This window comes from Paracoccus denitrificans, assembly GCF_900100045.1.
Taxonomy (GTDB): Bacteria; Pseudomonadota; Alphaproteobacteria; order Rhodobacterales; family Rhodobacteraceae; genus Paracoccus; species Paracoccus denitrificans.
The window spans coordinates 1-24,272 of the sequence record NZ_FNEA01000046.1 but is presented as its reverse complement, the minus strand read 5'-3'; the positions used below and the strand labels follow the sequence as shown (position 1 = coordinate 24,272).

Annotated in this window: 22 protein-coding genes, 1 tRNA gene and 2 pseudogenes; 24 read left to right on the top strand and 1 reads right to left on the bottom strand. The window is 65.0% G+C overall.

All coding sequences use genetic code 11. The annotated features are described in order from the left end of the window. Positions 1 to 163: 163 nt before the first annotated feature. The 18 genes and pseudogenes from yghX to BLT64_RS23885 all read left to right on the top strand — a co-directional run bounded on the left by yghX (position 164) and on the right by BLT64_RS23885 (position 18,861). Entirely contained in the window at positions 164 to 1,054 is an 891-nt protein-coding gene (gene yghX, locus BLT64_RS23960) for a YghX family hydrolase (protein WP_011747080.1), read from the top strand. Between the two features lie 51 nt (positions 1,055 to 1,105). After that, entirely contained in the window at positions 1,106 to 1,498 is a 393-nt protein-coding gene (locus tag BLT64_RS23955) for a VOC family protein (protein ID WP_011747081.1), read from the top strand. Continuing rightward, positions 1,495 to 1,908 carry a GFA family protein gene (locus tag BLT64_RS23950; protein ID WP_011747082.1) on the top strand — a complete coding sequence of 138 codons (414 nt, stop codon included), beginning with the start codon at positions 1,495 to 1,497 and terminating at the stop codon, positions 1,906 to 1,908. The genes BLT64_RS23955 and BLT64_RS23950 overlap by 4 nt, the downstream gene beginning before the upstream one ends. A gap of 235 nt (positions 1,909 to 2,143) precedes the next feature. Next, positions 2,144 to 2,797: a CatB-related O-acetyltransferase gene (locus tag BLT64_RS23945; protein WP_011747083.1), complete on the top strand. Its 654-nt coding sequence runs from the start codon at positions 2,144 to 2,146 to the stop codon at positions 2,795 to 2,797. A 39-nt stretch (positions 2,798 to 2,836) separates the two neighbouring features. Further along, positions 2,837 to 3,751: pseudogene (locus BLT64_RS27860) on the top strand (ABC transporter transmembrane domain-containing protein); the annotation flags it as partial. Between the two features lie 228 nt (positions 3,752 to 3,979). Further along, positions 3,980 to 4,696: pseudogene (locus tag BLT64_RS27855) on the top strand (ABC transporter ATP-binding protein); the annotation flags it as partial. A 50-nt stretch (positions 4,697 to 4,746) separates the two neighbouring features. After that, positions 4,747 to 4,822, top strand: a tRNA-Trp gene (locus tag BLT64_RS23935). A gap of 10 nt (positions 4,823 to 4,832) precedes the next feature. After that, the gene (locus BLT64_RS23930) at positions 4,833 to 5,744 is read left to right on the top strand and encodes a hypothetical protein (protein ID WP_011747085.1); all 912 of its coding nucleotides are present in this window, start codon (positions 4,833 to 4,835) and stop codon (positions 5,742 to 5,744) included. Between the two features lie 75 nt (positions 5,745 to 5,819). Next, on the top strand, positions 5,820 to 6,014 hold the full coding sequence (gene secE / locus BLT64_RS23925; RefSeq protein ID WP_041530087.1) for a preprotein translocase subunit SecE: 195 nt from the start codon (positions 5,820 to 5,822) through the stop codon (positions 6,012 to 6,014). 195 nt (positions 6,015 to 6,209) lie between these two features. Next, positions 6,210 to 6,749, top strand: a complete 540-nt coding sequence (gene nusG, locus BLT64_RS23920; protein ID WP_011747087.1) for a transcription termination/antitermination protein NusG — start codon at positions 6,210 to 6,212, stop codon at positions 6,747 to 6,749. A 99-nt stretch (positions 6,750 to 6,848) separates the two neighbouring features. Continuing rightward, the gene (rplK, locus tag BLT64_RS23915) at positions 6,849 to 7,301 is read left to right on the top strand and encodes a 50S ribosomal protein L11 (RefSeq protein WP_011747088.1); all 453 of its coding nucleotides are present in this window, start codon (positions 6,849 to 6,851) and stop codon (positions 7,299 to 7,301) included. Between the two features lie 3 nt (positions 7,302 to 7,304). Next, a complete protein-coding gene (gene rplA, locus BLT64_RS23910) occupies positions 7,305 to 8,006 on the top strand; it encodes a 50S ribosomal protein L1 (protein ID WP_011747089.1) in 702 nt (233 codons plus the stop codon). A 481-nt stretch (positions 8,007 to 8,487) separates the two neighbouring features. After that, entirely contained in the window at positions 8,488 to 9,003 is a 516-nt protein-coding gene (gene rplJ / locus BLT64_RS23905; RefSeq protein WP_011747090.1) for a 50S ribosomal protein L10, read from the top strand. A gap of 67 nt (positions 9,004 to 9,070) precedes the next feature. Beyond that, positions 9,071 to 9,445 (top strand): 50S ribosomal protein L7/L12, encoded by a 375-nt coding sequence (gene rplL, locus BLT64_RS23900; RefSeq protein ID WP_011747091.1) that lies wholly within the window; start codon positions 9,071 to 9,073, stop codon positions 9,443 to 9,445. A gap of 241 nt (positions 9,446 to 9,686) precedes the next feature. Continuing rightward, the gene (gene rpoB, locus BLT64_RS23895) at positions 9,687 to 13,835 is read left to right on the top strand and encodes a DNA-directed RNA polymerase subunit beta (RefSeq protein WP_074810711.1); all 4,149 of its coding nucleotides are present in this window, start codon (positions 9,687 to 9,689) and stop codon (positions 13,833 to 13,835) included. A 2-nt stretch (positions 13,836 to 13,837) separates the two neighbouring features. Continuing rightward, on the top strand, positions 13,838 to 14,149 hold the full coding sequence (locus BLT64_RS26630; RefSeq protein ID WP_011747093.1) for a hypothetical protein: 312 nt from the start codon (positions 13,838 to 13,840) through the stop codon (positions 14,147 to 14,149). Beyond that, a complete protein-coding gene (gene rpoC / locus BLT64_RS23890) occupies positions 14,146 to 18,354 on the top strand; it encodes a DNA-directed RNA polymerase subunit beta' (RefSeq protein ID WP_011747094.1) in 4,209 nt (1,402 codons plus the stop codon). The genes BLT64_RS26630 and rpoC overlap by 4 nt, the downstream gene beginning before the upstream one ends. 231 nt (positions 18,355 to 18,585) lie before the next feature. Beyond that, positions 18,586 to 18,861: a hypothetical protein gene (locus tag BLT64_RS23885; protein ID WP_011747095.1), complete on the top strand. Its 276-nt coding sequence runs from the start codon at positions 18,586 to 18,588 to the stop codon at positions 18,859 to 18,861. A 104-nt stretch (positions 18,862 to 18,965) separates the two neighbouring features. Here BLT64_RS23885 and BLT64_RS27055 read toward each other — a convergent pair whose 3' ends face one another. Further along, positions 18,966 to 19,136, bottom strand: coding sequence for a hypothetical protein (locus BLT64_RS27055; RefSeq protein ID WP_157137425.1), 171 nt, complete (start codon positions 19,134 to 19,136; stop codon positions 18,966 to 18,968). Here BLT64_RS27055 and BLT64_RS23880 point away from each other — a divergent pair. The 6 genes from BLT64_RS23880 to BLT64_RS23855 form a co-directional block, all read left to right on the top strand. Further along, on the top strand, positions 19,135 to 19,962 hold the full coding sequence (locus BLT64_RS23880; RefSeq protein WP_230998606.1) for a DMT family transporter: 828 nt from the start codon (positions 19,135 to 19,137) through the stop codon (positions 19,960 to 19,962). The genes BLT64_RS27055 and BLT64_RS23880 overlap by 2 nt on opposite strands. Then, positions 19,962 to 20,801 carry a putative rhamnosyl transferase gene (locus BLT64_RS23875; protein ID WP_011747097.1) on the top strand — a complete coding sequence of 280 codons (840 nt, stop codon included), beginning with the start codon at positions 19,962 to 19,964 and terminating at the stop codon, positions 20,799 to 20,801. The genes BLT64_RS23880 and BLT64_RS23875 overlap by 1 nt, the downstream gene beginning before the upstream one ends. A 293-nt stretch (positions 20,802 to 21,094) precedes the next feature. Continuing rightward, positions 21,095 to 21,466, top strand: coding sequence for a 30S ribosomal protein S12 (gene rpsL, locus BLT64_RS23870; RefSeq protein ID WP_010399029.1), 372 nt, complete (start codon positions 21,095 to 21,097; stop codon positions 21,464 to 21,466). A gap of 12 nt (positions 21,467 to 21,478) precedes the next feature. Beyond that, positions 21,479 to 21,949, top strand: a complete 471-nt coding sequence (gene rpsG / locus BLT64_RS23865; RefSeq protein WP_011747098.1) for a 30S ribosomal protein S7 — start codon at positions 21,479 to 21,481, stop codon at positions 21,947 to 21,949. An 18-nt stretch (positions 21,950 to 21,967) separates the two neighbouring features. Continuing rightward, positions 21,968 to 24,091, top strand: a complete 2,124-nt coding sequence (gene fusA, locus BLT64_RS23860) for an elongation factor G (RefSeq protein ID WP_011747099.1) — start codon at positions 21,968 to 21,970, stop codon at positions 24,089 to 24,091. 86 nt (positions 24,092 to 24,177) lie between these two features. Next, the coding region (locus BLT64_RS23855; protein WP_023878051.1) for a GTP-binding protein at positions 24,178 to 24,272 on the top strand (95 nt) is incomplete at its 3' end.

Below are 24,272 nucleotides of genomic sequence, written 5' to 3'. Positions count from 1 at the left end.
CCAAGGCCGCGGCCCCGCCGGGGACCATCCGGTGATCCCGCAAGGGATATCGCGATGACAGGGCCGCTCCAAAAGGAGCGGCCCTTGCCGTTGGCCCCTGACGGGTTTGTGAGGGATCGGACGCTCGGCCCGTGCTAGCCTTTGGCGACAGGAGGGCACGACCATGACCGAACGCAGGAAGGCTTCCGACTTTCACCCCCGCATCCTCGAGATCTTCGACGGCTATGTGCATGGCCGAATCGGCAAGCGCGACTTCATGGTGCAGGCGGCACAATTCGCCACGGCGGGCATGACCGCCGCCGCGATCTTCGAGGCGCTCAAGCCGAACTACGCCCTGGCCCAGCAGGTGCCGCCAGACGACCCCGCCATCGCGACCGAGACCGCAAGCTATGACAGCCCCGAGGGCCATGGCCGCATCAGCGGGCTGATGGCGCGGCCGGCCGGGGCGCAGGGCAAGCTGCCCGCCGTGCTGGTGGTGCACGAAAATCGCGGGCTGAACCCCTATGTCCAGGATGTCGTGCGGCGCTTGGGCAAGGCGGGCTACCTGGCCTTCGGCCCGGACGGGCTGAGCCCGCTTGGCGGCTATCCCGGCAATGACGACGAGGGGCGCGAGATGCAGGCGAGCCTCGACCCGGCCAGGCTGATGGAGGATTTCTTCGCCGCCCATGAATTCCTGCGCGACCATGCCGATTCGACCGGCAAGGTCGGCGCGGTCGGCTTTTGCTATGGCGGCGGGGTCTGCAACGCGCTGGCGGTGGCCTATCCCGAACTGGCCGCCTCGGTCCCCTTCTACGGCCGCCAGCCCCGGCCCGAAGAGGTAGCGCAGATCCAGGCGCCGCTGATGCTGCATTACGCCGAGAAGGACGAGCGTGTGAACGAGGGCTGGCCAGCCTATGAGGCGGCGCTGAAGGAGCAGGGCAAGGAATATCAGGCATTCTTCTATCCCGGCACCCAGCACGGTTTCCACAACGACACCACGCCGCGCCATGACGAGGCGGCGGCGGAACTCGCCTGGCAGCGAACGCTGGATTTCTTTGCCGAAAAGCTCTCCTGACGCGATCTGTCAGCAGGGCGGGGCGATCCTTGCCGGGAAAGGAGATTTCACATGATCGACCATATCGGATTTCCCGTCTCGGACCTGGCCCGCTCGCGCGCCTTCTACGACCGGGCACTGGCGCCCCTGGGCATCGAGTTGCTGATGGAGGTGACCGAGCAGATGACCGGCGGCCATGGCGCGCATCTGGGCTACGGCCGCGACGGCAAGCCTTTCTTCTGGATCGGCAGCGGCAGATCGGCCGGCGCGGGCACCCATGTCGCCTTTGCCGCGTCCGACCGGGCGACGGTGGATGCCTTTCATGCTGCCGCATTGGCCGCGGGCGGGCGCGACAACGGCGCGCCGGGGCTGCGGCCGGAATATCACCCGGGCTATTACGGCGCCTTCGTCCTCGACCCCGACGGCAACAATATCGAGGCCGTCCACCATGGAGAGCCGGCATGACCCGCTATCACGGTTCCTGCTTCTGCGGCGCCGTCCGCTTCGAGGCCGAGGGCGACCTGTCGCAGGGCACCATGCGCTGCAATTGCAGCTTCTGCCGCAAGATGCGCTATTGGGAGATGCGCCTGCCCGACCCCGAACGCTTTCGCGTCACCCATGGCGCCGAGATACTGGCCGAGACCCCGCGCCGGCAGCAGGACGGCGTCGACATGCACCACATGTTCTGCGTGCGCTGCGGCACGAGGCTGTGGACCGAGGGGTATCTGGAAGAGATGGGCGGTCGCTTCGTCCAGGTCTGCGTCAGCGCGCTGGACGACGTGCCCGAGGCCGAGCTGATCGCCGCCCCGGTGTTTTACGCCGACGGGGCGCATGACGCCTGGTGGAACCCGGCACCCGAGACCCGGCACCTGTAAGGGCAGGCGCGCGCAGAACGCTTTTTCCGTTTTCCAAATACCCCCGGGGGGAGCCCCGCAAGGGCGGGGGCAGAGCCCCGGACACCGCGCCGCCGGAACCCCAGCCTCGGCCGGTGGCCGGCGCCGGTTGCCTCGACGGCGAAATCGGGCTATGGTGCCTGCCGCAACAGAGGAGAACGGTGTCATGGACAACTCGCAGATCTGACCTTCGACGGACGGATTTGAGAGGATTCCCATGACGGCTGACTTCCTTGATGCGGCTCTGCCCCATCCCATGCGCTTTCCCGACGGCACCCTGAACCGGGGGCTGGTGCATCTGAACCGGGTGATCGACCATCCGAATATCGAGATCGGCGATTTCACCTATGCCAGCAGCTTCGATCCGCCGGACGACTGGGCGGTGCGGCTGGCGCCCTATACCTATGCCGGCGCGCCCGAACAGCTGGTGATCGGGCGGTTCTGCCAGATCGCCGACCGGGTGCGGATCGTCACCGCTTCGGCCAATCACCCGATGGCCGGGATCTCGACCTATCCCTTCGCGATCTTCGATCACGCGCGGGTGGGCGATTACATCGACCAGATCAGCGGGTTGCCGGATACGGTGATCGGCCACGACGTCTGGATCGGCGACGGTGCCACCATCCTGCCCGGCGCGCGGATCGGCAGCGGCGTCATCATCGGCGCGGGCGCGGTGGTGGGCGGCTTGGTGCCGGATTACGCCGTGGTCGCGGGCAACCCGGCCCGTGTCATGCGGATGCGCTTTGACGATGCGACCATCGCGCGACTGCTGGCGTTGCAATGGTGGCACTGGCCGCCGGCGCGGATCGCCCGCGCCACCGCCGCACTGGCCCGGGCCGATGTCGCGGCGCTTGAGGAACTGGCCGCCTGAGGCGGTCCGACGGAACGAACCGGGCAAAGGCCCGGACTGATGCGAATGAGGTCTATCATGTTCAGCTGGTTCGAGCGCCGGCTTGATCCCTATCCCGCCGATCCGCCGCGGATGCCGCCGCAGGGGTTGTGGCGGTTCATCCTGCATTTCTCGCGCGGGGCCGAGGGCTACATGCTGTCCATGGCCGCCTGCTCGGCCATGATCGCCGTGGCCGAAGTGGTGCTGTTCGGCTATCTGGGCGAGCTGGTGAACCGGCTGGCCGGGGCGGATCGCCAGAATTTCTGGGCACAGGAGGGCAACCGGCTGATCCTGATGGGCGCGATCCTGGTGATCGGGCTGCCGCTGTTGCAGGTGCTGTTCTCGCTGCTCATGCACCAGACGCTGATGGGCAATTTCCCGCAGCGCATCCGCTGGCAGGCGCATCGCTACCTGCTGCGCCAGTCGATGAGCTATTTCCAGGACGAGTTTGCCGGCCGGATCGCCACCAAGCTGATGCAGACCGCGCTGGCGGTGCGCGAAGTGGCGATGAAGTTCATGGACGTGCTGGTCTATGTCGGGGTCTATTTCATCGGCGCGCTGGTGCTGGCGGCCTCGACCGACGGCTGGCTGGCGATTCCCTTTGCCGGCTGGGGCATCCTCTACGGGGTCCTGCTGTGGTGGCTGATCCCGCGCATCGGCCGCATCAGCGAGGCGCAGGCCGATGCCCGCGCGCAGATGACCGGGCGGGTGGTGGACAGCTATACCAACATCTCGACGGTCAAGCTGTTCTCGCATTCCTCGCGCGAAGAAGCCTATGTCCGCGAAAGCATGGACGGGTTCCTGCAGACCGTGCATGGGCAGATGCGGCTGGCCTCGATCCAGAACATCATGTTGTCCACGCTGAACTCGCTGCTGACCTTTTCCGTGACGGTGCTGGGCCTTTGGCTCTGGGTCGGTGGCAAGATCGAGGTCGGCGCCGTCGCCGTGGCGATCCCGCTGGCCTTGCGCCTGGGCAACATGTCGCATTGGATCATGTGGGAATTCGCCGGGCTTTTCGAGAATATCGGCACGGTGCGCGACGGCATCGGCTCGCTGTCCTTGCCGCGCATGGTGACGGATGCGCGCGGCGCCCGCCCGCTGGCGGTGCCCGAGGGCCGGGTCGAGTTCGACCGCGTGACCTTCCGCTATGGCGAGGCGGCGCGGCCTGGCCGGGGCGCGGTGCTGGACGACCTGAGCCTGACCATCGCGCCGGGCGAGCGGATCGGGCTGGTCGGGCGCTCGGGCGCGGGAAAATCGACGCTGGTGAACCTGATGCTGCGCTTCCACGACCTGGAATCGGGCCGCATCCTGATCGACGGGCAGGACATATCGCAGGTCACGCAGGAATCCCTGCGCGCCGCCATCGGGGTGGTGACGCAGGACACCTCGCTTCTGCACCGCTCGATCCGCGACAATATCGCCTATGGCCGTCCCGATGCGTCCGAGGCCGAGATCCTGCGCGCCGCCGAACTGGCAGAGGCGGACTTCATCGCCACCCTGACCGATTCGCAGGGTCGGCACGGGCTCGACGCCCATGTCGGCGAGCGCGGGGTCAAGCTTTCGGGCGGGCAGCGCCAGCGCATCGCCATCGCGCGCGTGCTTCTGAAGGACGCGCCGATCCTGGTGCTGGACGAGGCGACGAGTGCGCTGGACAGCGAGGTCGAGGCGGCGATCCAGTCGCAGCTCGACATGCTGATGCAGGGCAAGACGGTGATCGCCATCGCGCACCGTCTGTCCACCATCGCGCGCATGGACCGGCTGGTGGTGATGGAGCAGGGCCGCATCGTCGAGCAGGGCACGCATGAGGCGCTGTTGGCGCGCGGCGGCATCTATGCGGGTCTTTGGGCACGGCAGTCGGGCGGGTTTCTTGAGGCCGAGTGATCTTCCCTCTTGAACCGCGCCCTCACCTGCCGTAATCAGACGCGCGGCTTAGGGGTTTAGCTCAGTTGGTAGAGCATCGGTCTCCAAAACCGAGGGTCGTGGGTTCGAGTCCCCCAACCCCTGCCAGCCGCCTTCCGTGTCATGCGCGTGCCCCGATCCTCCGCTGAGATCCCATGCCCTGAGCATACATCTGGGGGCGCACAAGACCGCCTCGACCCATCTGCAACATTCCCTGCGCCAGGTGCGCGACGGTCTGCGCGAGGCCGGGCTGGCCCTTGTCGATCCCAACCTGCTGCGTGGCGAGCCGCTGTCCCTGTCGCTGATCCTCGCGCAAGGCATGGGCGGTCCCGACGAGGCGGGCGCCCGGCAGGTGCTGCGGGACCTGCGCCAGGGCTGTCCCGACCTGCTGATCTCGGAAGAGAACATTCTGGGCCTGACCCATCGCAGCAGGCTGTTTTCCCGCAAGGGCGAGCTTTATCCGCGCGCGGCGGCACGGCTGCGGCATGTCATCGCGCTGGCGGGGGACGAGCCGGCGGTGCTGTATCTGTCGCTGCGCGATCCCGCGTCCTTCATCGTCTCGGCCTTTGCCTTGCAGGTTGCGGGCGGCAAGGAGATCGACCTCGATTCCTATCTGTGCGGCCGTGATCCGGCGCGCTCCGTCTGGCTGGATCTGGTCGGGCGGCTGGCGGCGGTCGAGGAGGTGTCGCGCATCGTCCTGTGGCGCTATGAGGATTATCCGGCGCTGCGCCCGCAGCTTCTGGAGCGGCTGTTGCCGCCCGGCCTTGCGGCCCTGGTGCCCGACCCGCCGCCCGCGAATGTCGGGCTGACGCAGGCCGGCTACGAATGGCTGCTGCGCCGTGCTGCGGCCGAGCCCGAGGCCGACATCCGCCTGCTGGCCCGCCGCGCCCGCGCCCGCTTTCAGCCCGCCGGCGGCCATGCGCCGCTGCGCCTGCTGGACGAGGCGACCCATGCCCGTTCGGCCGAGAACTATGCGCGCGACATCGAGATCCTGCGCGCCATCCCGGGGGTCGAGCTTCTGGAGCCCTGACCCCCTGCCAGATCGGTGCTTGAAATGCCGGCCGGCGCAGGCTATCTGACCCGCTGCAAGACCGAAGGAAAATCCATGGCCAACCCCGTCCAGTTCATCAGCCAGGTCCGTGCCGAGCTTGGCAAGATCACCTGGCCCACCCGCCGCGAGGTGGTGACGACCACGATCATGGTCTTCATCATGGCGACGCTGGCCTCGATCTTCTTCTTCCTCGTCGACCTGCTGATCAAGACCGGCCTTTCGGCCGTGATCCATCTGATCGGCAGCTGAGGGCTTGCATTGAGGGGCGGGGGGCGTTATGTCCGCCCGACCTGCCCGTGATACGGCGTGCATCGATCCGGTCGTGCGCGCCGATTTCAATTTGGCCGGCACCTGCGGCGATTGCGCTGGAACCGGCTGGGGCGGACAAGGTATTCAATGGGTTGGCCCCGGCCGGCCCGGAAGGAAACAGGGGTCGATCGAGACATGGCAAAGCGTTGGTATTCGGTCAGCGTCCTGTCGAACTTTGAAAAGAAGGTCGCCGAGGCGATTCGTCAGGCGGTGGTCGAAAAGGGTATCGAGGACCAGATCGACGAGGTGCTGGTCCCGACCGAGGAAGTGATCGAGATCCGCCGCGGCAAGAAGGTCACCTCCGAGCGCCGCTTCATGCCCGGCTATGTGCTGGTGCGCATGGAGCTGTCGGACAAGACCTACCACCTGGTGAACTCGATCAACCGCGTCACCGGCTTCCTGGGCGCCCAGGGCAAACCGATGCCGATGCGCGACGACGAGGTGAACGCGATCCTGCATCGCACCGGCGAGGGCGGGGCCGAAGTCGCGCCGCGCAACCTGATCCGGTTCGACGTGGGCGAAAAGGTGAACGTGACCGACGGGCCCTTCGAGGGCTTCTCGGGCATGGTCGAGGAAGTGGACGAGGCCGCGAACCGCATCAAGGTCACGGTGTCCATCTTCGGCCGCCCGACCCCGGTCGAGCTGGAATTCACGCAGGTCGCCAAGACCGCGTGATCGTTGCGGGAGGTGCCGGTCCTTCGGGGCCCAAGCCGCACCGCTAAGTCGGCCCCATGCCCAATCTCGGGCGGGGCGTGATGATAAGGAGAGGGCCAGATGGCCAAGAAAGTTGTCGGCAGCCTCAAGCTGCAAATCAAGGCGGGTCAGGCGAACCCGTCCCCGCCCGTCGGTCCGGCCCTGGGTCAGCGCGGCATCAACATCATGGAATTCTGCAAGGCGTTCAACGCCAAGACGCAGGAGATGGAGCAGGGTGCCCCCGTTCCGGTCGTGATCACCTATTACGCCGACAAGTCCTTCACCTTCGAGACCAAGACGCCCCCGGCCTCGTTCCTGCTGAAGAAGGCCGCCGGCCTGAAGCCGCAGGGCAAGCGCAACCGCGCCAAGGGCTCGGAAAAGCCCGGTCGTCAGACCGCCGGCACCGTGACCGCCAAGCAGGTCCGCGAGATCGCCGAAGCCAAGATGAAGGACCTGTCCGCGAACGACGTCGAAGCCGCGATGCAGATCATCTTGGGCTCGGCGCGTTCGATCGGCATCGAGGTGAAAGGCTAAGCCATGGCTAAACTGTCGAAAAAACAAGTCTCCGCCCGTGCTGCCTTTGCCGGCAAGTCGAACCTCGCGGTCGAGGAAGCCGTCAAGCTGGTCAAGGAAAACGCCAGCGCGAAATTCGACGAGACCGTCGAGATCGCGATGAACCTGGGCGTCGATCCGCGCCATGCCGACCAGATGGTCCGCGGCGTCGTGACCCTGCCCAACGGCACCGGCAAGGACGTGCGCGTCGCCGTCTTCGCCCGCGGCCCCAAGGCTGACGAAGCCAAGGCGGCCGGCGCCGAGATCGTCGGTGCGGAAGACCTGATGGAGACGATCCAGTCGGGCAAGATCGAGTTCGATCGCTGCATCGCCACCCCGGACATGATGCCGCTGGTCGGCCGTCTGGGCAAGATCCTGGGCCCGCGCAACCTGATGCCGAACCCCAAGGTCGGCACGGTGACGATGGACGTGAAGGCTGCCGTCGAAGCCGCCAAGGGCGGCGAGGTCCAGTTCAAGGCCGAGAAGGCGGGCGTGGTCCATGCCGGCGTCGGCAAGGCCTCGTTCGAGATCGAGAAGCTGGCCGAGAACATCCGCGCCTTCGTGGATGCGGTGAACCGTGCGAAGCCCTCGGGCGCCAAGGGCACCTATGTGAAGAAGGTCTCGATCAGCTCGACCATGGGTCCGGGCGTGTCGCTGGACCTGGGCTCGACCGCCGCGGCGCAGTAATCGCTGCATCGCCCTGAAATCGGGAAGCCTCCGGCGCGATCCGGGGGCTTTTTCATTTTGCGCCGGATATTCGGCTGCATTTCCTGTCGAGCCATGCCTTGCCAGTCGGCCGCGCTGATGCTGCAGGCGATGCGGCAAATGCAGGCATCAAGGGCCTGATCGCGGCCGAGTGATCGGGCGCGGGCGAGTTTTCCGGCCTTGGCTCTTGGCAAGGGGCGCAAGGTGGTCTAACGACATTCCGTTCGCGAGTGTGTGATTCGTCATACGCTCGTGATCTTCTGTCCGAGACGGAGGGCGGGCCGCAAGGTCGCTAAGTCCTTCCTGAGATGGGGAATCAGACGAGAATTCAGATCAACGGCGCTAGCGCGATCCATTGGTTGGAAACATCTGGACCTTTCAAGCGGACTGAACGCGCCACCGGGCCCCGGGCCCGAGGGCAAAAGTAGAGCCGGGGGGAAACCCCCACACTTGGAGTGAAACCGTGGATAGAGCGCAAAAAGAACAGGTGGTCGAAGAACTCGGCCAGATCTTTGATGCCTCTGGCGTCGTGGTGGTTGCCCGCTACGAGGGAATGACGGTTGCCGAAATGCAGGACCTGCGCGCGCAGATGCGCGACGCCGGCGGGTCCGTGCGCGTTGCCAAGAACAGGCTCGCCAAGATCGCCCTGGATGGAAAGCCTTGCGCCAGCATCGCCGACTATCTGACGGGCATGACCGTGCTCGCCTTCTCCGATGACCCGGTGGCTGCCGCCAAGGTCGCGGACAAATACGCCAAGGGGAACGACAAGTTCGTGATCCTGGGCGGTGCGATGGGCGACACGGCGCTTGACCCGGCCGGTGTGAAAGCCGTGGCCCAGATGCCGTCGCGCGAGGAGCTTATCGCTTCGATCGTGGCTTGCATCGGTGCCCCCGCTTCCAACATCGCGGGCGCGATCGGCGCACCTGCTTCCAACATCGCTGGCATTCTCGCGACTCTGGAAGAGCGCGAGGCTGCCTGAGGCAATCCCCATTCCGTCGTGGGGTTGAAACCCCGACGTTGGAACACTTAATGGAAAGAACGGAAAAATGGCTGATCTGAAGAAACTCGCCGAAGAAATCGTGGGCCTGACCCTGCTGGAAGCCCAGGAACTGAAGAACATCCTGAAAGACGAATACGGCATCGAGCCCGCCGCCGGCGGCGCCGTGATGGTTGCCGGCCCGGCCGCTGGCCCGGCTGAAGCCGCCGAAGAGAAAACCGAATTCGACGTCGTCCTGGTCGACGCCGGCGCCAACAAGATCAACGTGATCAAGGAAGTGCGCGGCATCACCGGCCTGGGCCTGAAAGAAGCCAAGGATCTGGTCGAAGCCGGCGGCAAGGTGAAAGAGGGTGCCTCGAAAGCCGACGCCGAAGAAATGAAGAAGAAGCTCGAAGCGGCTGGCGCCAAGGTCGAGCTGAAGTAATTGGCCGCTTCGGCCGATTGATTTCGGAAGAAATGGGCAGGGTCCGGGGTTTTCCCGGTCCCTGCCGAACCTGTCTTGAAGGGCGGTTTCGCTGGCAGACCTTCCTTCAGGGCATGTTCGGGGTTCGGGAGCCTCGCGGTGGGACGCGCGGCACGAATGGAACCCCGCCCCTCATTCGCCGCCTTGCGTCGCCCGGGCCCCGACGGTCTGCGCAAGCGAAAGACGAAAGGTAAGACCCTCTATGGCGCAAGCTTATGTCGGCCAGAAACGCATCCGGCGTTACTATGGCAATATCCGCGAAGTTCTGGAGATGCCGAACCTGATCGAGGTTCAGAAATCCTCCTATGACCTGTTCCTGCGCTCCGGCGACGCCGAGGGTCACCAGGACGGCGAGGGCATCCAGGGTGTCTTCCAGTCGGTGTTCCCGATCAAGGACTTCAACGAGACCGCCACGCTCGAATTCGTGAAATACGAGTTGGAAAAGCCGAAATACGATGTGGAGGAGTGCCAGAGCCGCGACATGACCTATGCCGCGCCGCTGAAGGTGACGCTGCGTCTGATCGTGTTCGATGTCGATGAGACCACCGGCGCCAAATCGGTCAAGGACATCAAGGAACAGGACGTCTACATGGGCGACATGCCCCTGATGACGCAGAACGGCACCTTCATCGTGAACGGGACCGAGCGCGTCGTGGTGTCGCAGATGCACCGCTCGCCCGGCGTGTTCTTCGACCATGACCGCGGCAAGACCCATTCCTCGGGCAAGCTGCTGTTCGCCTGCCGTATCATTCCCTATCGCGGCTCGTGGCTCGACTTCGAATTCGACGCCAAGGACCTGGTCTTCGCGCGCATCGACCGCCGCCGGAAACTGCCGGTGACGACGCTGCTCTATGCGCTCGGCATGGACCAGGAGGGCATCATGGATGCCTTCTACAACACCGTGGACTACAAGCTGCAGCGCGCCGGCAAGGGGCAGGCCGCTGGCTGGGTCACGAAGTTCTTCCCCGAGCGCGTGCGCGGCACCCGCCCGAGCTTCGACCTGGTGAACGCCGAGACCGGCGAGATCATCACCAAGGCCGGCGACAAGGTGACGCCGCGCCTGGTCAAGCAGCTTGCCGAAAAGGGCGACATCAACCTGCTGCTGCCCTTCGAGAAGATCGTCGGCCGCTTTGTCGCGAAAGACATCATCAACGAGCAGACCGGCCTGATCTATGCCGAGGCCGGCGACGAGATCACCGTCGAATACGACCGCGACGGCGAGATTTCGGGCGGGCTGCTGAAGGTGCTGCTGGACAACGGCATCGAGGATATCCCGGTCCTCGACATCGACCACGTCAATGTCGGCCCCTATATCCGCAACACCATGGCGGCGGACAAGAACATGAGCCGCGACGGCGCGCTCATGGACATCTATCGCGTCATGCGTCCGGGCGAGCCGCCGACCGTCGAGGCCGCCTCGGCCCTGTTCGACAGCCTGTTCTTCGACAGCGAGCGCTACGATCTTTCGGCCGTGGGCCGCGTCAAGATGAACATGCGCCTTGACCTGGATGCGCCGGATACCCAGCGCACCCTGCGCAAGGAGGACATCATCGCCTGTATCCGCGGCCTCGTGGAACTGCGCGACGGCAAGGGCGAGATCGACGACATCGACCACCTGGGCAACCGCCGGGTGCGCTCGGTCGGCGAACTGATGGAGAACCAGTATCGCATCGGCCTGCTGCGCATGGAGCGGGCGATCCGCGAGCGCATGTCGGGCGTCGAGATCGACACGGTGATGCCGCAGGACCTGATCAACGCCAAGCCGGCCGCGGCCGCGGTGCGCGAGTTCTTCGGCTCGTCGCAGCTGTCGCAGTTCATGGACCAGACCAACCCGCTGTCGGAAGTTACGCACAAGCGTCGCCTTTCGGCGCTTGGCCCGGGCGGTCTGACCCGCGAGCGCGCCGGCTTCGAGGTGCGCGACGTTCATCCGACCCATTACGGCCGGATGTGCCCCATCGAGACGCCGGAAGGCCAGAACATCGGCCTGATCAACTCGCTGGCCACCTTTGCCCGCGTGAACAAATACGGCTTCATCGAGACCCCCTACCGCAAGGTGGTCGAGGGCAAGGTCACCGACGAGGTGGTCTACATGTCCGCGACCGAGGAGATGCGCCACACCATCGCCCAGGCCAACGCGACGCTGGACGAAAGCGGCAAGTTCGTGGACGAGCTGGTCTCGACCCGCCAGGCCGGCGACTTCATGCTGAACCCGGTCGAGGCCGTGGACCTGATCGACGTGTCGCCGAAGCAGCTGGTTTCGGTCGCCGCGGCGCTGATCCCCTTCCTTGAGAACGACGACGCCAACCGGGCGCTGATGGGCTCGAACATGCAGCGTCAGGCGGTTCCGCTGCTGCGTGCCGAGGCGCCGTTCGTCGGCACCGGCATGGAAGCGACCGTGGCGCGCGATTCCGGCGCCGCGATCATGGCACGCCGGGGCGGCATCATCGACCAGGTCGATGCGCAGCGTATCGTTATCCGCGCGACCGAGGATCTGGGCGCCGGCGACGCGGGCGTGGACATCTATCGCCTGCGCAAGTTCAAGCGCTCCAACCAGTCCTCGACCATCAACCAGCGCCCGCTGGTCAAGGTGGGCGACAAGGTGGTCAAGGGCCAGGTCGTGGCCGACGGTCCCTCGACCGATCAGGGCGAACTGGCGATCGGCCGCAACGTGGTCGTGGCCTTCATGCCCTGGAACGGCTACAACTACGAGGACTCGATCCTGATCTCGGAACGGATCCACCGCGACGACGTGTTCACCTCGATCCATATCGATGAATACGAGGTTGCGGCCCGCGACACCAAGCTGGGCCCGGAAGAGATCACCCGCGACATCCCGAACGTCGGTGAGGAGGCGTTGCGCAACCTCGACGAGGCCGGCATCGTCTATATCGGTGCGGAAGTGGGCCCGGGCGACATTCTGGTCGGCAAGATCACCCCGAAAGGCGAAAGCCCGATGACGCCGGAGGAGAAACTGCTCCGCGCCATCTTCGGTGAAAAGGCGTCGGACGTGCGCGACACCTCGCTGCGCCTGCCGCCGGGGGCCTACGGCACCATCGTCGAGGTCCGGGTGTTCAACCGCCACGGCGTCGACAAGGACGAGCGCGCGCTGCAGATCGAGCGCGAGGAAGTCGAGCGCCTGGCCCGCGACCGCGACGACGAGCTGGCGATCCTGGAGCGCAACATCTATGCGCGCCTGAAATCGCTGATCATGGGCAAGGAAGTCGTCAAGGGGCCGAAGGGCATCCGCGCCGGCGCCGTCGTGGACGAAGACCTGCTGGGTCAGTTGTCGCGCGGCCAGTGGTGGCAGCTTGCCGTCGCCGACGAGGATACCGCGAAAGAGGTCGAGGCGCTGAACCAGCAATTCGACGCCCAGAAACGCGCCTTGGACAACCGTTTCGACGACAAGGTCGAGAAGGTGCGCCAGGGCGACGACCTGCCTCCGGGCGTGATGAAGATGGTCAAGGTCTTCGTCGCCGTGAAGCGCAAGCTGCAAGCGGGCGACAAGATGGCCGGTCGTCACGGCAACAAGGGCGTGGTGTCCAAGGTCGTCCCGATCGAGGACATGCCGTTCCTTTCGGACGGCACCCCGGTCGACCTGGTGTTCAACCCGCTGGGCGTGCCCTCGCGGATGAACGTCGGGCAGATCCTCGAGACCCATATGGGCTGGGCCTCGCGCGGGCTGGGCATCAAGATCGACGAGGCGCTGCAGGACTATCGCCGCAACGGCGACATGACCCCGGTGCGCGAGGCGATGCAGAACGGCTATGGCGACGATTTCTATGCCGAGACCTTCGAGGGCATGGAAGACGAGACCTTGCTGGAGCATGCCGATGCCGTGCGCGGCGGCGTGCCGATTTCCACGCCGGTCTTCGACGGTGCGAAAGAGGCCGATATCAACGACGCGCTGCGCCGTGCGGGCTTCGACACCTCGGGCCAGTCCATCGTCTTCGACGGCCGCACCGGCGAGCAGTTCGCCCGTCCGGTCACCGTCGGGATGAAATACGTCCTGAAGCTGCACCACCTTGTCGACGACAAGATGCACGCCCGTTCGACCGGCCCCTACAGCCTGGTGACCCAGCAGCCGCTGGGCGGCAAGGCGCAGTTCGGCGGTCAGCGTCTGGGTGAGATGGAGGTCTGGGCGCTGGAAGCCTATGGCGCCGCCTACACCTTGCAAGAGATGCTGACGGTCAAGTCGGACGACGTGGCCGGCCGGACCAAGGTCTATGAGAGCATCGTCAAGGGCGAGGACAATTTCGAGGCCGGCGTGCCGGAATCGTTCAACGTCCTGGTCAAGGAGGTCCGGGGTCTGGGCCTCAACATGGAACTCCTGGATGCGGAGGACGAGGAATAGGCATGAATGTTGCCATCCGCCATTCGGGGGTATTGCTGTCGCTTACAGCCTTAGCTGGTTGTGGCGTGGAGATTGCCCGGATTGAGGATGGCAACCCGCGTCGGGAAAGGGGGTATGAGTTTGTCGCTTCGACATTCAATGCCTCCAATAACGACGCGGTGCCTGCGAACCGCATGCTTCGCGCAGCCGTCAAACATTGTCGGCTGCCTTACGACAACGCCCGCGAAACCATTCCGCATAGTGGGGCCTACGGGGTCCATGGAACATGGATGATGGATTTCGCCTGCTCCGCGCCTGAAAAGGACACGAAATGAACCAGGAACTTGCCACCAATCCCCTGAACCCGCTGGCTGCGCCGCGGCAGTTCGACGAAATCAAGATCTCGCTGGCCTCGCCCGAGGAAATCCTCGCCTGGTCCTATGGCGAGGTGAAGAAGCCCGAAACCATCAACTACCGCACGTTCAAGCCCGAGCGTGACGGCCTGTTCTGCGCGCGCATCTTTGGCCCGATCAAGGATTACGAATGCCTTTGCGGCAAATACAAGCGCATGAAGTATCGCGGCCTGGTCTGCGAGAAATGCGGCGTCGAGGTGACGCTGCAAAAGGTCCGGCGCGAGCGCATGGGCCATATCGAGCTGGCCGCCCCGGTCGCGCATATCTGGTTCCTGAAGTCGCTGCCGAGCCGCATCGGCCTGATGCTGGACATGACGCTGCGCGATCTTGAGCGCATCCTCTATTTCGAAAACTACGTCGTCATCGAGCCGGGCCTGACGGACCTTTCCTATGGCCAACTGCTGACCGAGGAGGAGTTCCTCGACGCGCAGGACCAGTATGGCGCCGACGCCTTCACCGCCAATATCGGCGCCGAGGCGATCCGCGAGATGCTGGCCAATATCGACCTGGCCGCCACCGCCGAGCAGCTGCGCGAGGAGCTGAAGGAGGCGACCGGCGAATTGAAGCCGAAAAAGATCATCAAGCGGCTGAAGATCGTCGAAAGCTTCCTGGAATCGGGTAACCGTCCCGAATGGATGGTGCTGACCGTGATCCCGGTCATCCCGCCGGAACTGCGTCCGCTGGTGCCGCTGGACGGCGGCCGCTTCGCGACCTCGGACCTGAACGACCTCTATCGCCGGGTCATCAACCGCAACAACCGCCTCAAGCGCCTGATCGAGCTGCGCGCACCCGACATCATCGTGCGCAACGAAAAGCGGATGCTGCAGGAATCGGTCGATGCGCTGTTCGACAACGGCCGCCGCGGCCGCGTGATCACGGGCAACAACAAGCGCCCGCTGAAATCGCTGTCCGACATGCTGAAGGGCAAGCAGGGCCGCTTCCGCCAGAACCTGCTGGGCAAGCGGGTGGACTTCTCGGGCCGCTCGGTCATCGTGACCGGGCCGGAGCTGAAGCTGCACCAGTGCGGCCTGCCCAAGAAGATGGCGCTGGAGCTGTTCAAGCCGTTCATCTATTCGCGGCTTGAAGCGAAGGGTCTGTCCTCGACCGTCAAGCAGGCCAAGAAGCTGGTCGAGAAGGAACGCCCCGAAGTCTGGGACATCCTGGACGAGGTGATCCGCGAGCATCCGGTGCTGCTGAACCGTGCGCCGACGCTGCACCGGCTGGGCATCCAGGCCTTCGAGCCCATCCTGATCGAAGGCAAGGCGATCCAGCTGCACCCGCTGGTCTGCTCGGCCTTCAACGCCGACTTCGACGGCGACCAGATGGCCGTGCACGTCCCGCTGTCGCTTGAGGCGCAGTTGGAAGCGCGCGTGCTGATGATGTCCACCAACAACGTGCTGTCGCCCGCCAACGGCGCGCCGATCATCGTGCCGTCGCAGGACATGGTCCTTGGTCTCTACTACACGACCATGGAGCGCGAGGGCATGAAGGGCGAGGGCATGGCCTTCACCAGCCTTGAGGAAGTGGAACACGCGCTGGCCTCCGGCGCGGTGCATCTGCATGCCCGCATCACCGCCCGCCTGCCGCAGATCGACGAGAACGGCAACGAGGTCATCACCCGTTTCGAAACCACGCCCGGCCGCCTGCGCCTGGGCGCGCTGCTGCCCAAGAACGCGAAAGCGCCTTTCGAGCTGGTGAACCGCCTGCTGCGCAAGAAGGACATCCAGAACGTCATCGACACCGTCTATCGCTACTGCGGCCAGAAGGAATCGGTGATCTTCTGCGACCAGATCATGGGCCTCGGCTTCCGCGAGGCGTTCCGCGCCGGCATCTCCTTCGGCAAGGACGACATGGTCGTGCCGCCGACGAAATGGGATCTGGTCGAGGAAACCCAGGATCAGGTCAAGCAGTTCGAGCAGCAATACCTGGACGGCCTGATCACCCAGGGCGAGAAATACAACAAGGTCGTCGATGCCTGGTCGAAATGTAACGACCGCGTCACCGACGCCATGATGAAGACCATCTCGGCCACCAAGAAGGACGAGAAGGGCGCCGAACTGGAGCCGAACTCGGTCTACATGATGGCCCATTCGGGCGCGCGGGGCTCGGTCAGCCAGATGAAGCAGCTGGGCGGCATGCGGGGCCTGATGGCCAAGCCGAACGGCGAGATCATCGAGACGCCGATCATCTCGAACTTCAAGGAAGGCCTGACCGTTCTTGAATACTTCAACTCGACCCACGGCGCGCGCAAGGGTCTGTCGGATACCGCTCTGAAGACGGCGAACTCGGGTTACCTGACCCGCCGTCTGGTGGACGTGGCTCAGGACTGCATCATCCGCGAGCATGATTGCGGCACCGATCACGCGATCACCGCCTCGGCGGCGGTCAACGACGGCGAGGTGGTCAGCCCGCTTTCCGAGCGCGTGCTGGGCCGCGTCGCCGCCGAGGACGTGCTGGTCCCGGGCGAGGACGTGGTGATCGTGCGCAAGAACGAGCTGATCGACGAGCGCAAGGCCGACGAGATCGAGGCGGCGGGCGTGCAGAACGTGCGCATCCGCTCGGCCCTGACCTGCGAATCCGACGACGGGGTCTGCGCGCTTTGCTATGGCCGCGACCTGGCCCGCGGCACGCTGGTCAATATCGGCGAGGCGGTCGGCATCATCGCCGCCCAGTCCATCGGCGAGCCGGGCACCCAGCTGACGATGCGGACCTTCCACATCGGCGGCATCGCCCAGGGTGGCCAGCAGTCCTTCATCGCCGCGGCGCAGGAGGGCACGGTGGCTTTCGAGAACGAAAGCACGCTGGAAAACGCCAATGGCGAGCTGATCGTGATGAGCCGCAACATGCAGCTGCACATCAAGTCGGCCACCGGCGACACGCTGGCCAGCCACAAGCTGTTCTACGGCTCGAAACTGTTCGTGCGCGAGGGCGATGCCGTCGCCCGCGGGCAGAAGATGTTCGAATGGGATCCCTACACCCTGCCGATCATCGCCGAGAAGGCCGGTGTGGCGAAATATGTCGATCTGATCTCGGGGATCTCGGTCCGCGACGAGACCGACGACGCGACCGGCATGACGCAGAAGATCGTGACGGACTGGCGCTCGGCCCCCAAAGGCAACGAGCTGAAGCCCGAGATCATCATCGTCGATCAGGATGGCGAGCCGGTGCGCAACGAGCAGGGCAACCCGGTCACCTATCCGATGTCGGTCGAGGCGATCCTGTCGGTCGAGGACGGGCAGGAAATCAAGGCCGGCGACGTGGTGGCGCGTATCCCGCGCGAAGGCGCCAAGACCAAGGACATCACCGGGGGTCTGCCCCGCGTGGCGGAACTGTTCGAGGCCCGTCGTCCCAAGGATCACGCCATCATCGCCGAGATCGACGGCTATGTGCGCTTTGGCAAGGACTACAAGAACAAGCGCCGCATCGCCATCGAGCCCGCCGACGACACGCTGGAGCCGGTCGAATACATGGTGCCGAAAGGCAAGCACATCCCGGTGCAGGAAGGCGACTTCGTGCAGAAGGGCGACTACATCATGGACGGCAACCCGGCGCCGCATGACATCCTGCGCATCATGGGTATCGAGGCTTTGGCCGATTACCTGATCGACGAGGTGCAGGACGTCTACCGGCTGCAAGGCGTGAAGATCAACGACAAGCACATCGAGGTGATCGTGCGGCAGATGCTGCAGAAGATCGAGATCCTCGACAGCGGCGACACCACGCTGCTGAAGGGCGAGCATGTCGACCGTGACGAGTTCGAGGAAGAGAACGCCAAGATCGAAGCCAAGGGCGGCCGTCAGGCCACGGGCGAGCCGGTGCTGCTGGGCATCACCAAGGCGTCGCTGCAAACCCGCAGCTTCATCTCGGCCGCCTCGTTCCAGGAGACGACCCGCGTGCTGACCGAGGCCGCCGTCCAGGGCAAGCGCGACAAGCTTGTCGGGCTCAAGGAGAACGTCATCGTCGGCCGGCTGATCCCGGCCGGCACCGGCGGGGCCACCGCTCGCGTGCGCCGCATCGCGACCGACCGCGACCAGGAGGTGATCGAGGCGCGCCGCGCCGAGGCGGAAGCTGCCGCCGCGCTGATCGCGCCGGAAGACACCCCGGCCGAGGTCGGCGGCGAGGACTGATCGTCCCCGGAAAGAACAGGAAAGGCCCGGCATCGCTGCCGGGCCTTTTTTTATCGAGGCAGGGCGTGCCTGCCTCAATCCAAAGCTGCATCGTACAGTTGTAATATGCTGAAAGGTTGCGTAATGCGCCTTGCCGGCACCGGGCGGACAAGCGAGGCAGGGAGTCTTGCCGCCGTTTGACTTTTTCCGCCGGCGGCCTGTCTGTGTAACGATTATCCAGGAGAAATATTCATGCAGCTTTGCGGGCATTGCGGTTCCGAGGTGAAAGAGAATTTTTCGGTATGCTCGGGTTGCGGCGCTAACCTCAGGCGCAGCCTGTGGCCCGTCGTTATCGGCGGGGTCGTGGTGGTTTTTGGCGTGGCCATGCTGCTGGACGCATTGCTCGCGCTCACATCCGACTTCTCATGGGCCATGAGAAATGGCGGTATCGGCTGCGTCGTGCTCGCGATCGGCTATCTGATATTCCGGTCAGGTTGGAAAAAGCGCTGGTATAGGCGCAACGCTTGACCGTGGCTGCGGGAGGGCCGGTCCCTCCGGCGGGCCTGGCCGCGCGTGGTTCCGTGACGAAAAGGCCGCGGACCCTCCGACCAGTCAGCGCGGCGCCTGACAGGCTATGGCCTTTCCATCGCGCCTTTCCTAAGCATTGAAAAACAGCCGGGAATCGCCATGCGCACGCCGTTTCTTTCATTCAGCCGGAAGGGACGGCCACCCGCCGAGCCGCAGGTCTTTTCAGCCAGCGCGGCCGACAACTTGCGCGGCTCGGCCCTGATGATGCTCAGCATGGCGGCCTTCATCTGCAACGATGCGCTGATGAAGGCGGTGACCCAGACCCTGCCGCTTTACGAATCCATCGCCATTCGCGGCGCGCTGGTGCTGCTGGTCATGCTGCTGGTCGCGCAGGCGCAGGGCGGGGTCCGCCTGCGGGTGCCGCGCGGCGATGTCTGGCCTCTGGCGCTGCGCACGGTGGCCGATGTCGTCTCGACCGTGCTTTACCTGCTGGCGCTGCGGCGCATGGCGCTGGCCGACATCTCGGCGATCATGCAGGCCCTGCCGCTTGCGGTGACGCTGGCGGCGGCGCTGTTCTTTCGCGAAAGGCTGGGCTGGCGCCGGCTGCTGGCCATCGGCATCGGCTTTCTCGGCGTGCTGCTGATCCTGCGACCGGGAACCGGAGCCTTCGACATGTGGTCTGCCATTGCGCTGGCGGCGATGCTGCTGATCGTGCTGCGCGACCTGGCGACGCGGACCTTCTCGGCCGGGGTCGGCTCGTCCGCCATCGCCTTTTACGCGGCGCTGGCGGTGATGCTGACGGGCTTCGTGCTGGGCACGGGGGAAAGCTGGCGCGTCCCGACCGTGGCGGAGCTTTCGCTGCTGGCGCTGGCGGCGCTGTTTCTGACCGTCGGCTATATCACCGCCGTCGCCACCATGCGGGTGGGCGAGATCGCCGTCGTTGCGCCCTTCCGCTATACGTCGCTGGTCTGGGCCGTGGTGCTGGGGCTGGCGATCTTTGGCGAATGGCCGGACCTGTGGACCTGGGCGGGATCGGCGCTGGTCGTGGGGGCGGGGATCTATACCATCCTGCGCGAGCGGCAATTGCAACGGAGGGGCTGATGCGGGTGCAGATGCTGGGCCTGTGCCGGTTTTCCTATCTTGGCGGGCGCGGCTTTCAGGTGATGCACGAGACGCTGGCCGAGCGCCGGGCCTTTCTCTACGATCCCGAGCGGCTGGCGCGCCGCTGGTTCTGGTTCGAGAACGTCACCCTGCCGGGGCTGCTGGCCCAGACCGACCCGGATTTCACCCTGGTCCTGATGACCGGCCCGGACCTGCCCGAGCCCTGGCTGTCGCGGCTGCGCGAACTGGCCGGGATCATGCCCCAGGCGCGGCTGGAACTGGTCCCGCCGATGGAGAAGCATCTCGACGCCTGCATGGCCGCGATCGCCCCGCATATCGAGCCCGATGCCGATGTCGTCGGCCATTTCCGCCAGGATGACGACGATGCCGTGGCCATCGACTATATCCGCGACGCGCGCACCGATTTCGCGGCGATGCGCCCGCTGTGGGAAAGGCGGCGGCGCCTCTCTTGCGATTATTCCCGCGGGCTGGTGCTGAAGGTGACGCGGGACGGCGTCTCGGTCGAGCAGCGGGTGATCCATAACGCATCGGCCGGGCTGACCGTCTATCTGCCGCCCGATGCGCAGCGCAGCGCCGTGCATTTCCAGCATTGGAAGATCGGCCTGTCCATGCCCGGAGTGACGCTGGCCGGCAAGGCGATGTTCGTGCGCTCCCTGAACCACGACAACGACTCGGGCGCGATCGGCGCCGGCTATCCGTGCCCGGACGACCCGGCCGGCAGGGGCCGGATTCTGGTCGAAAGGTTCCGCATCGACCTCGATACGCTGGACCGCGCCGCGCGCGATTTCGGCTTGCCCGGCGCCGACCGGCCGCGATGAGGCGCATGAAGGGCCGGGGCCCGGATTTCCGGTGCCGGTCATGCCCCGGGGGGTTGTTGACTCACCCCCGGTTTGCCCATATACGCCCTTCACCCGTCAGGAATCTGATCGGGGCCCAGAACCTCTGTGGTCATGATCCGGGCCGGAATGCCCCGATCCTCTGGTAATTCGACCCGTCCTCACCCTCTTGGGGAGAGGATGGGTTGTGGCGTTTCACGATGGGCGTGATTCGCCGTCGAGAAGTGGCGCAGCCGATGGCTGCGAGTATTGACGAAAGCAAGACGGGGAACCGAATGCCGACGATCCAACAGCTGATCCGCAAACCGCGGCAGCCCAAGGTGCAGCGCTCGAAGTCGCAGCACCTCCAATCCTGCCCGCAGAAGCGGGGCGTATGCACGCGCGTCTATACCACGACGCCGAAGAAGCCGAACTCGGCCATGCGTAAGGTGGCCAAGGTCCGCCTGACCAATGGCTTCGAGGTGATCTCCTACATTCCGGGCGAAAAGCACAACCTGCAAGAGCACTCGGTCGTGCTGATCCGCGGCGGCCGGGTGAAAGACCTTCCGGGTGTCCGCTACCACATCCTGCGCGGTGTTCTGGATACCCAGGGCGTCAAGGATCGTCGTCAGCGTCGTTCGAAATACGGCGCGAAGCGTCCGAAGTAAGGAGATAGGCACATGTCCCGTCGTCACGCCGCTGAGAAGCGCGAAGTCCTGCCCGACGCCAAGTATGGCGATCGCGTGCTGACCAAATTCATGAACAACCTGATGATCGACGGCAAGAAATCGGTTGCCGAACGCATCGTCTACAACGCCCTCGACCGCGTCCAGGGCAAGCTGAAGCGCGAGCCGATCGAGGTCTTCCACGAGGCGCTCGACAACGTGAAGCCCTCGGTCGAAGTGCGCTCGCGCCGCGTCGGCGGTGCCACCTACCAGGTTCCGGTCGAGGTCCGTCCGTCGCGCCGCGAAGCCCTGGCGATCCGCTGGCTGATCGACGCTTCGAAAAAGCGCAACGAGCACACCATGGAAGAGCGCCTCGCGGGCGAGCTGGCCGATGCCGTGAACGGCCGCGGCACCGCCGTCAAGAAGCGTGAGGACACGCACAAGATGGCCGACGCCAACAAGGCGTTCAGCCACTACCGCTGGTAACCGGAAGGAAGGCCCTTTATGGCACGCGAATATCCGCTGGAGCGCTACCGGAACTTCGGGATCATGGCCCACATCGATGCGGGCAAGACCACGACGACCGAGCGGATCCTGTTCTATACCGGCAAGAACCACAAGATGGGCGAGACGCACGAAGGTGCGTCCACCATGGACTGGATGGAGCAGGAAGCCGAGCGCGGCATCACCATCACCTCGGCGGCGACCACCACCTTCTGGCAGCGCCACGAGGATGCGGACTTCACCCCCGATGATAGCGAGCGTTGCCGCTTCAACATCATCGACACCCCCGGCCACGTCGACTTCACCATCGAGGTCGAGCGTTCGCTGGCGGTTCTGGACGGCGCGATCTGCCTTCTGGACGGCAATGCCGGCGTCGAGCCGCAGACCGAGACGGTGTGGCGCCAGGCCGACCGCTACAAGGTTCCGCGGATCGTCTTCGTCAACAAGATGGACAAGATCGGCGCCGATTTCTTCAAATGCGTCGCCATGATCAAGGACCGCACCGGCGGCACGCCTTGCCCGATCGCACTGCCGATCGGCGCCGAGGACAAGCTGGAAGGCATCGTCGATCTGATCAAGATGGAAGAATGGGTCTGGAAGGGCGAGGATCTGGGCGCCTCCTGGGTCCGCCAGCCGATCCGCGACGAGCTGCAGGACGTCGCCGAGGAATGGCGCGGCAAGATGATCGAACTCGCCGTCGAACAGGACGACGAGGCGATGGAAGCCTACCTGGACGGCAACGAGCCCGATGAGGCGACGCTGCGCAAGCTGATCCGCAAGGGCACGCTGTCGCTGTCGTTCTTCCCGGTCATGGCCGGCTCGGCCTTCAAGAACAAGGGTGTGCAGCCGCTGCTGAACGCGGTGGTGGACTTCCTGCCGGCGCCGACCGACGTTCCCGCCTATCTGGGCTTTGCGCCGGGCGACGAGACCGAGACCCGCAACATCGAGCGTTCGGCCTCGGACGACCAGCCCTTCTCGGCGCTGGCGTTCAAGATCATGAACGACCCCTTCGTCGGTTCGCTGACCTTCACGCGCATCTATTCCGGTCAGCTCAAGAAGGGCGACCAGATGCTGAACGCGACCAAGGGCAAGCGCGAGCGCGTCGGCCGGATGATGGTGATGCACGCCATCAACCGCGAGGAGATCGAGGAAGCCTTTGCCGGCGAGATCATCGCGCTGGCCGGTCTGAAGGAAACCACCACGGGCGACACGCTCTGCGATCCGGCCAAGCCGGTGGTCCTGGAAACCATGACCTTCCCCGAGCCGGTGATCGAGATCGCCGTCGAGCCGAAGTCGAAGGCCGACCAGGAAAAGATGGGCCTTGCCCTGCAGCGCCTGGCCGCCGAAGACCCGTCCTTCCGCGTCGAGACCGACATGGAATCGGGCCAGACCATCATGAAGGGCATGGGCGAGCTTCACCTCGACATCCTCGTGGACCGCATGAAGCGCGAGTTCAAGGTCGAGGCGAACATCGGTGCCCCGCAGGTGGCCTATCGCGAAACCATCTCGCAGCCGGCCGAGATCGACTACACGCACAAGAAACAGACCGGCGGTACCGGCCAGTTCGCGCGCGTGAAGCTGCAGATCGAGCCGACCGAGCCGGGCGAGGGCTACTCGTTCGAGTCCAAGATCGTCGGTGGTGCCGTGCCCAAGGAATACATCCCGGGCGTGGAAAAAGGCATCAAGTCGGTGATGGATTCGGGCCCGCTGGCCGGCTTCCCGGTGATCGACTTCAAGGTGGCGCTGATCGACGGTGCCTTCCATGACGTCGACTCCTCGGTCCTGGCCTTCGAGATCGCCGCACGCGCCGGTATGCGCGAGGGGCTGAAGAAGGCGGGCGCCAAGCTGCTCGAGCCGATCATGCGCGTCGAGGTGGTCACGCCGGAGGAATATACCGGCTCGATCATCGGCGACCTGACCAGCCGTCGCGGCATGGTCCGCGGCCAGGACACGCGCGGCAACGCGAACGTCATCGACGCCTTTGTGCCGCTGGCCAACATGTTCGGCTATATCAACAACCTGCGTTCGATGTCCTCGGGCCGCGCGGTGTTCACGATGCAGTTCGACCATTACGAGGCCGTGCCGCAGAACATCTCGGACGAGATCCAGAAGAAATACGCGTAATCCCGGCGGTGCGTGGGCAACCGCGCACCCTACCAACCCCGTAGGGTGCGTGATTGCACGCACCGTCAACATAAGGAGCCATGCCCATGGCAAAGGCAAAGTTTGAACGGACGAAACCGCACGTCAACATTGGGACGATTGGTCACGTTGACCACGGCAAGACGACGTTGACGGCCGCGAT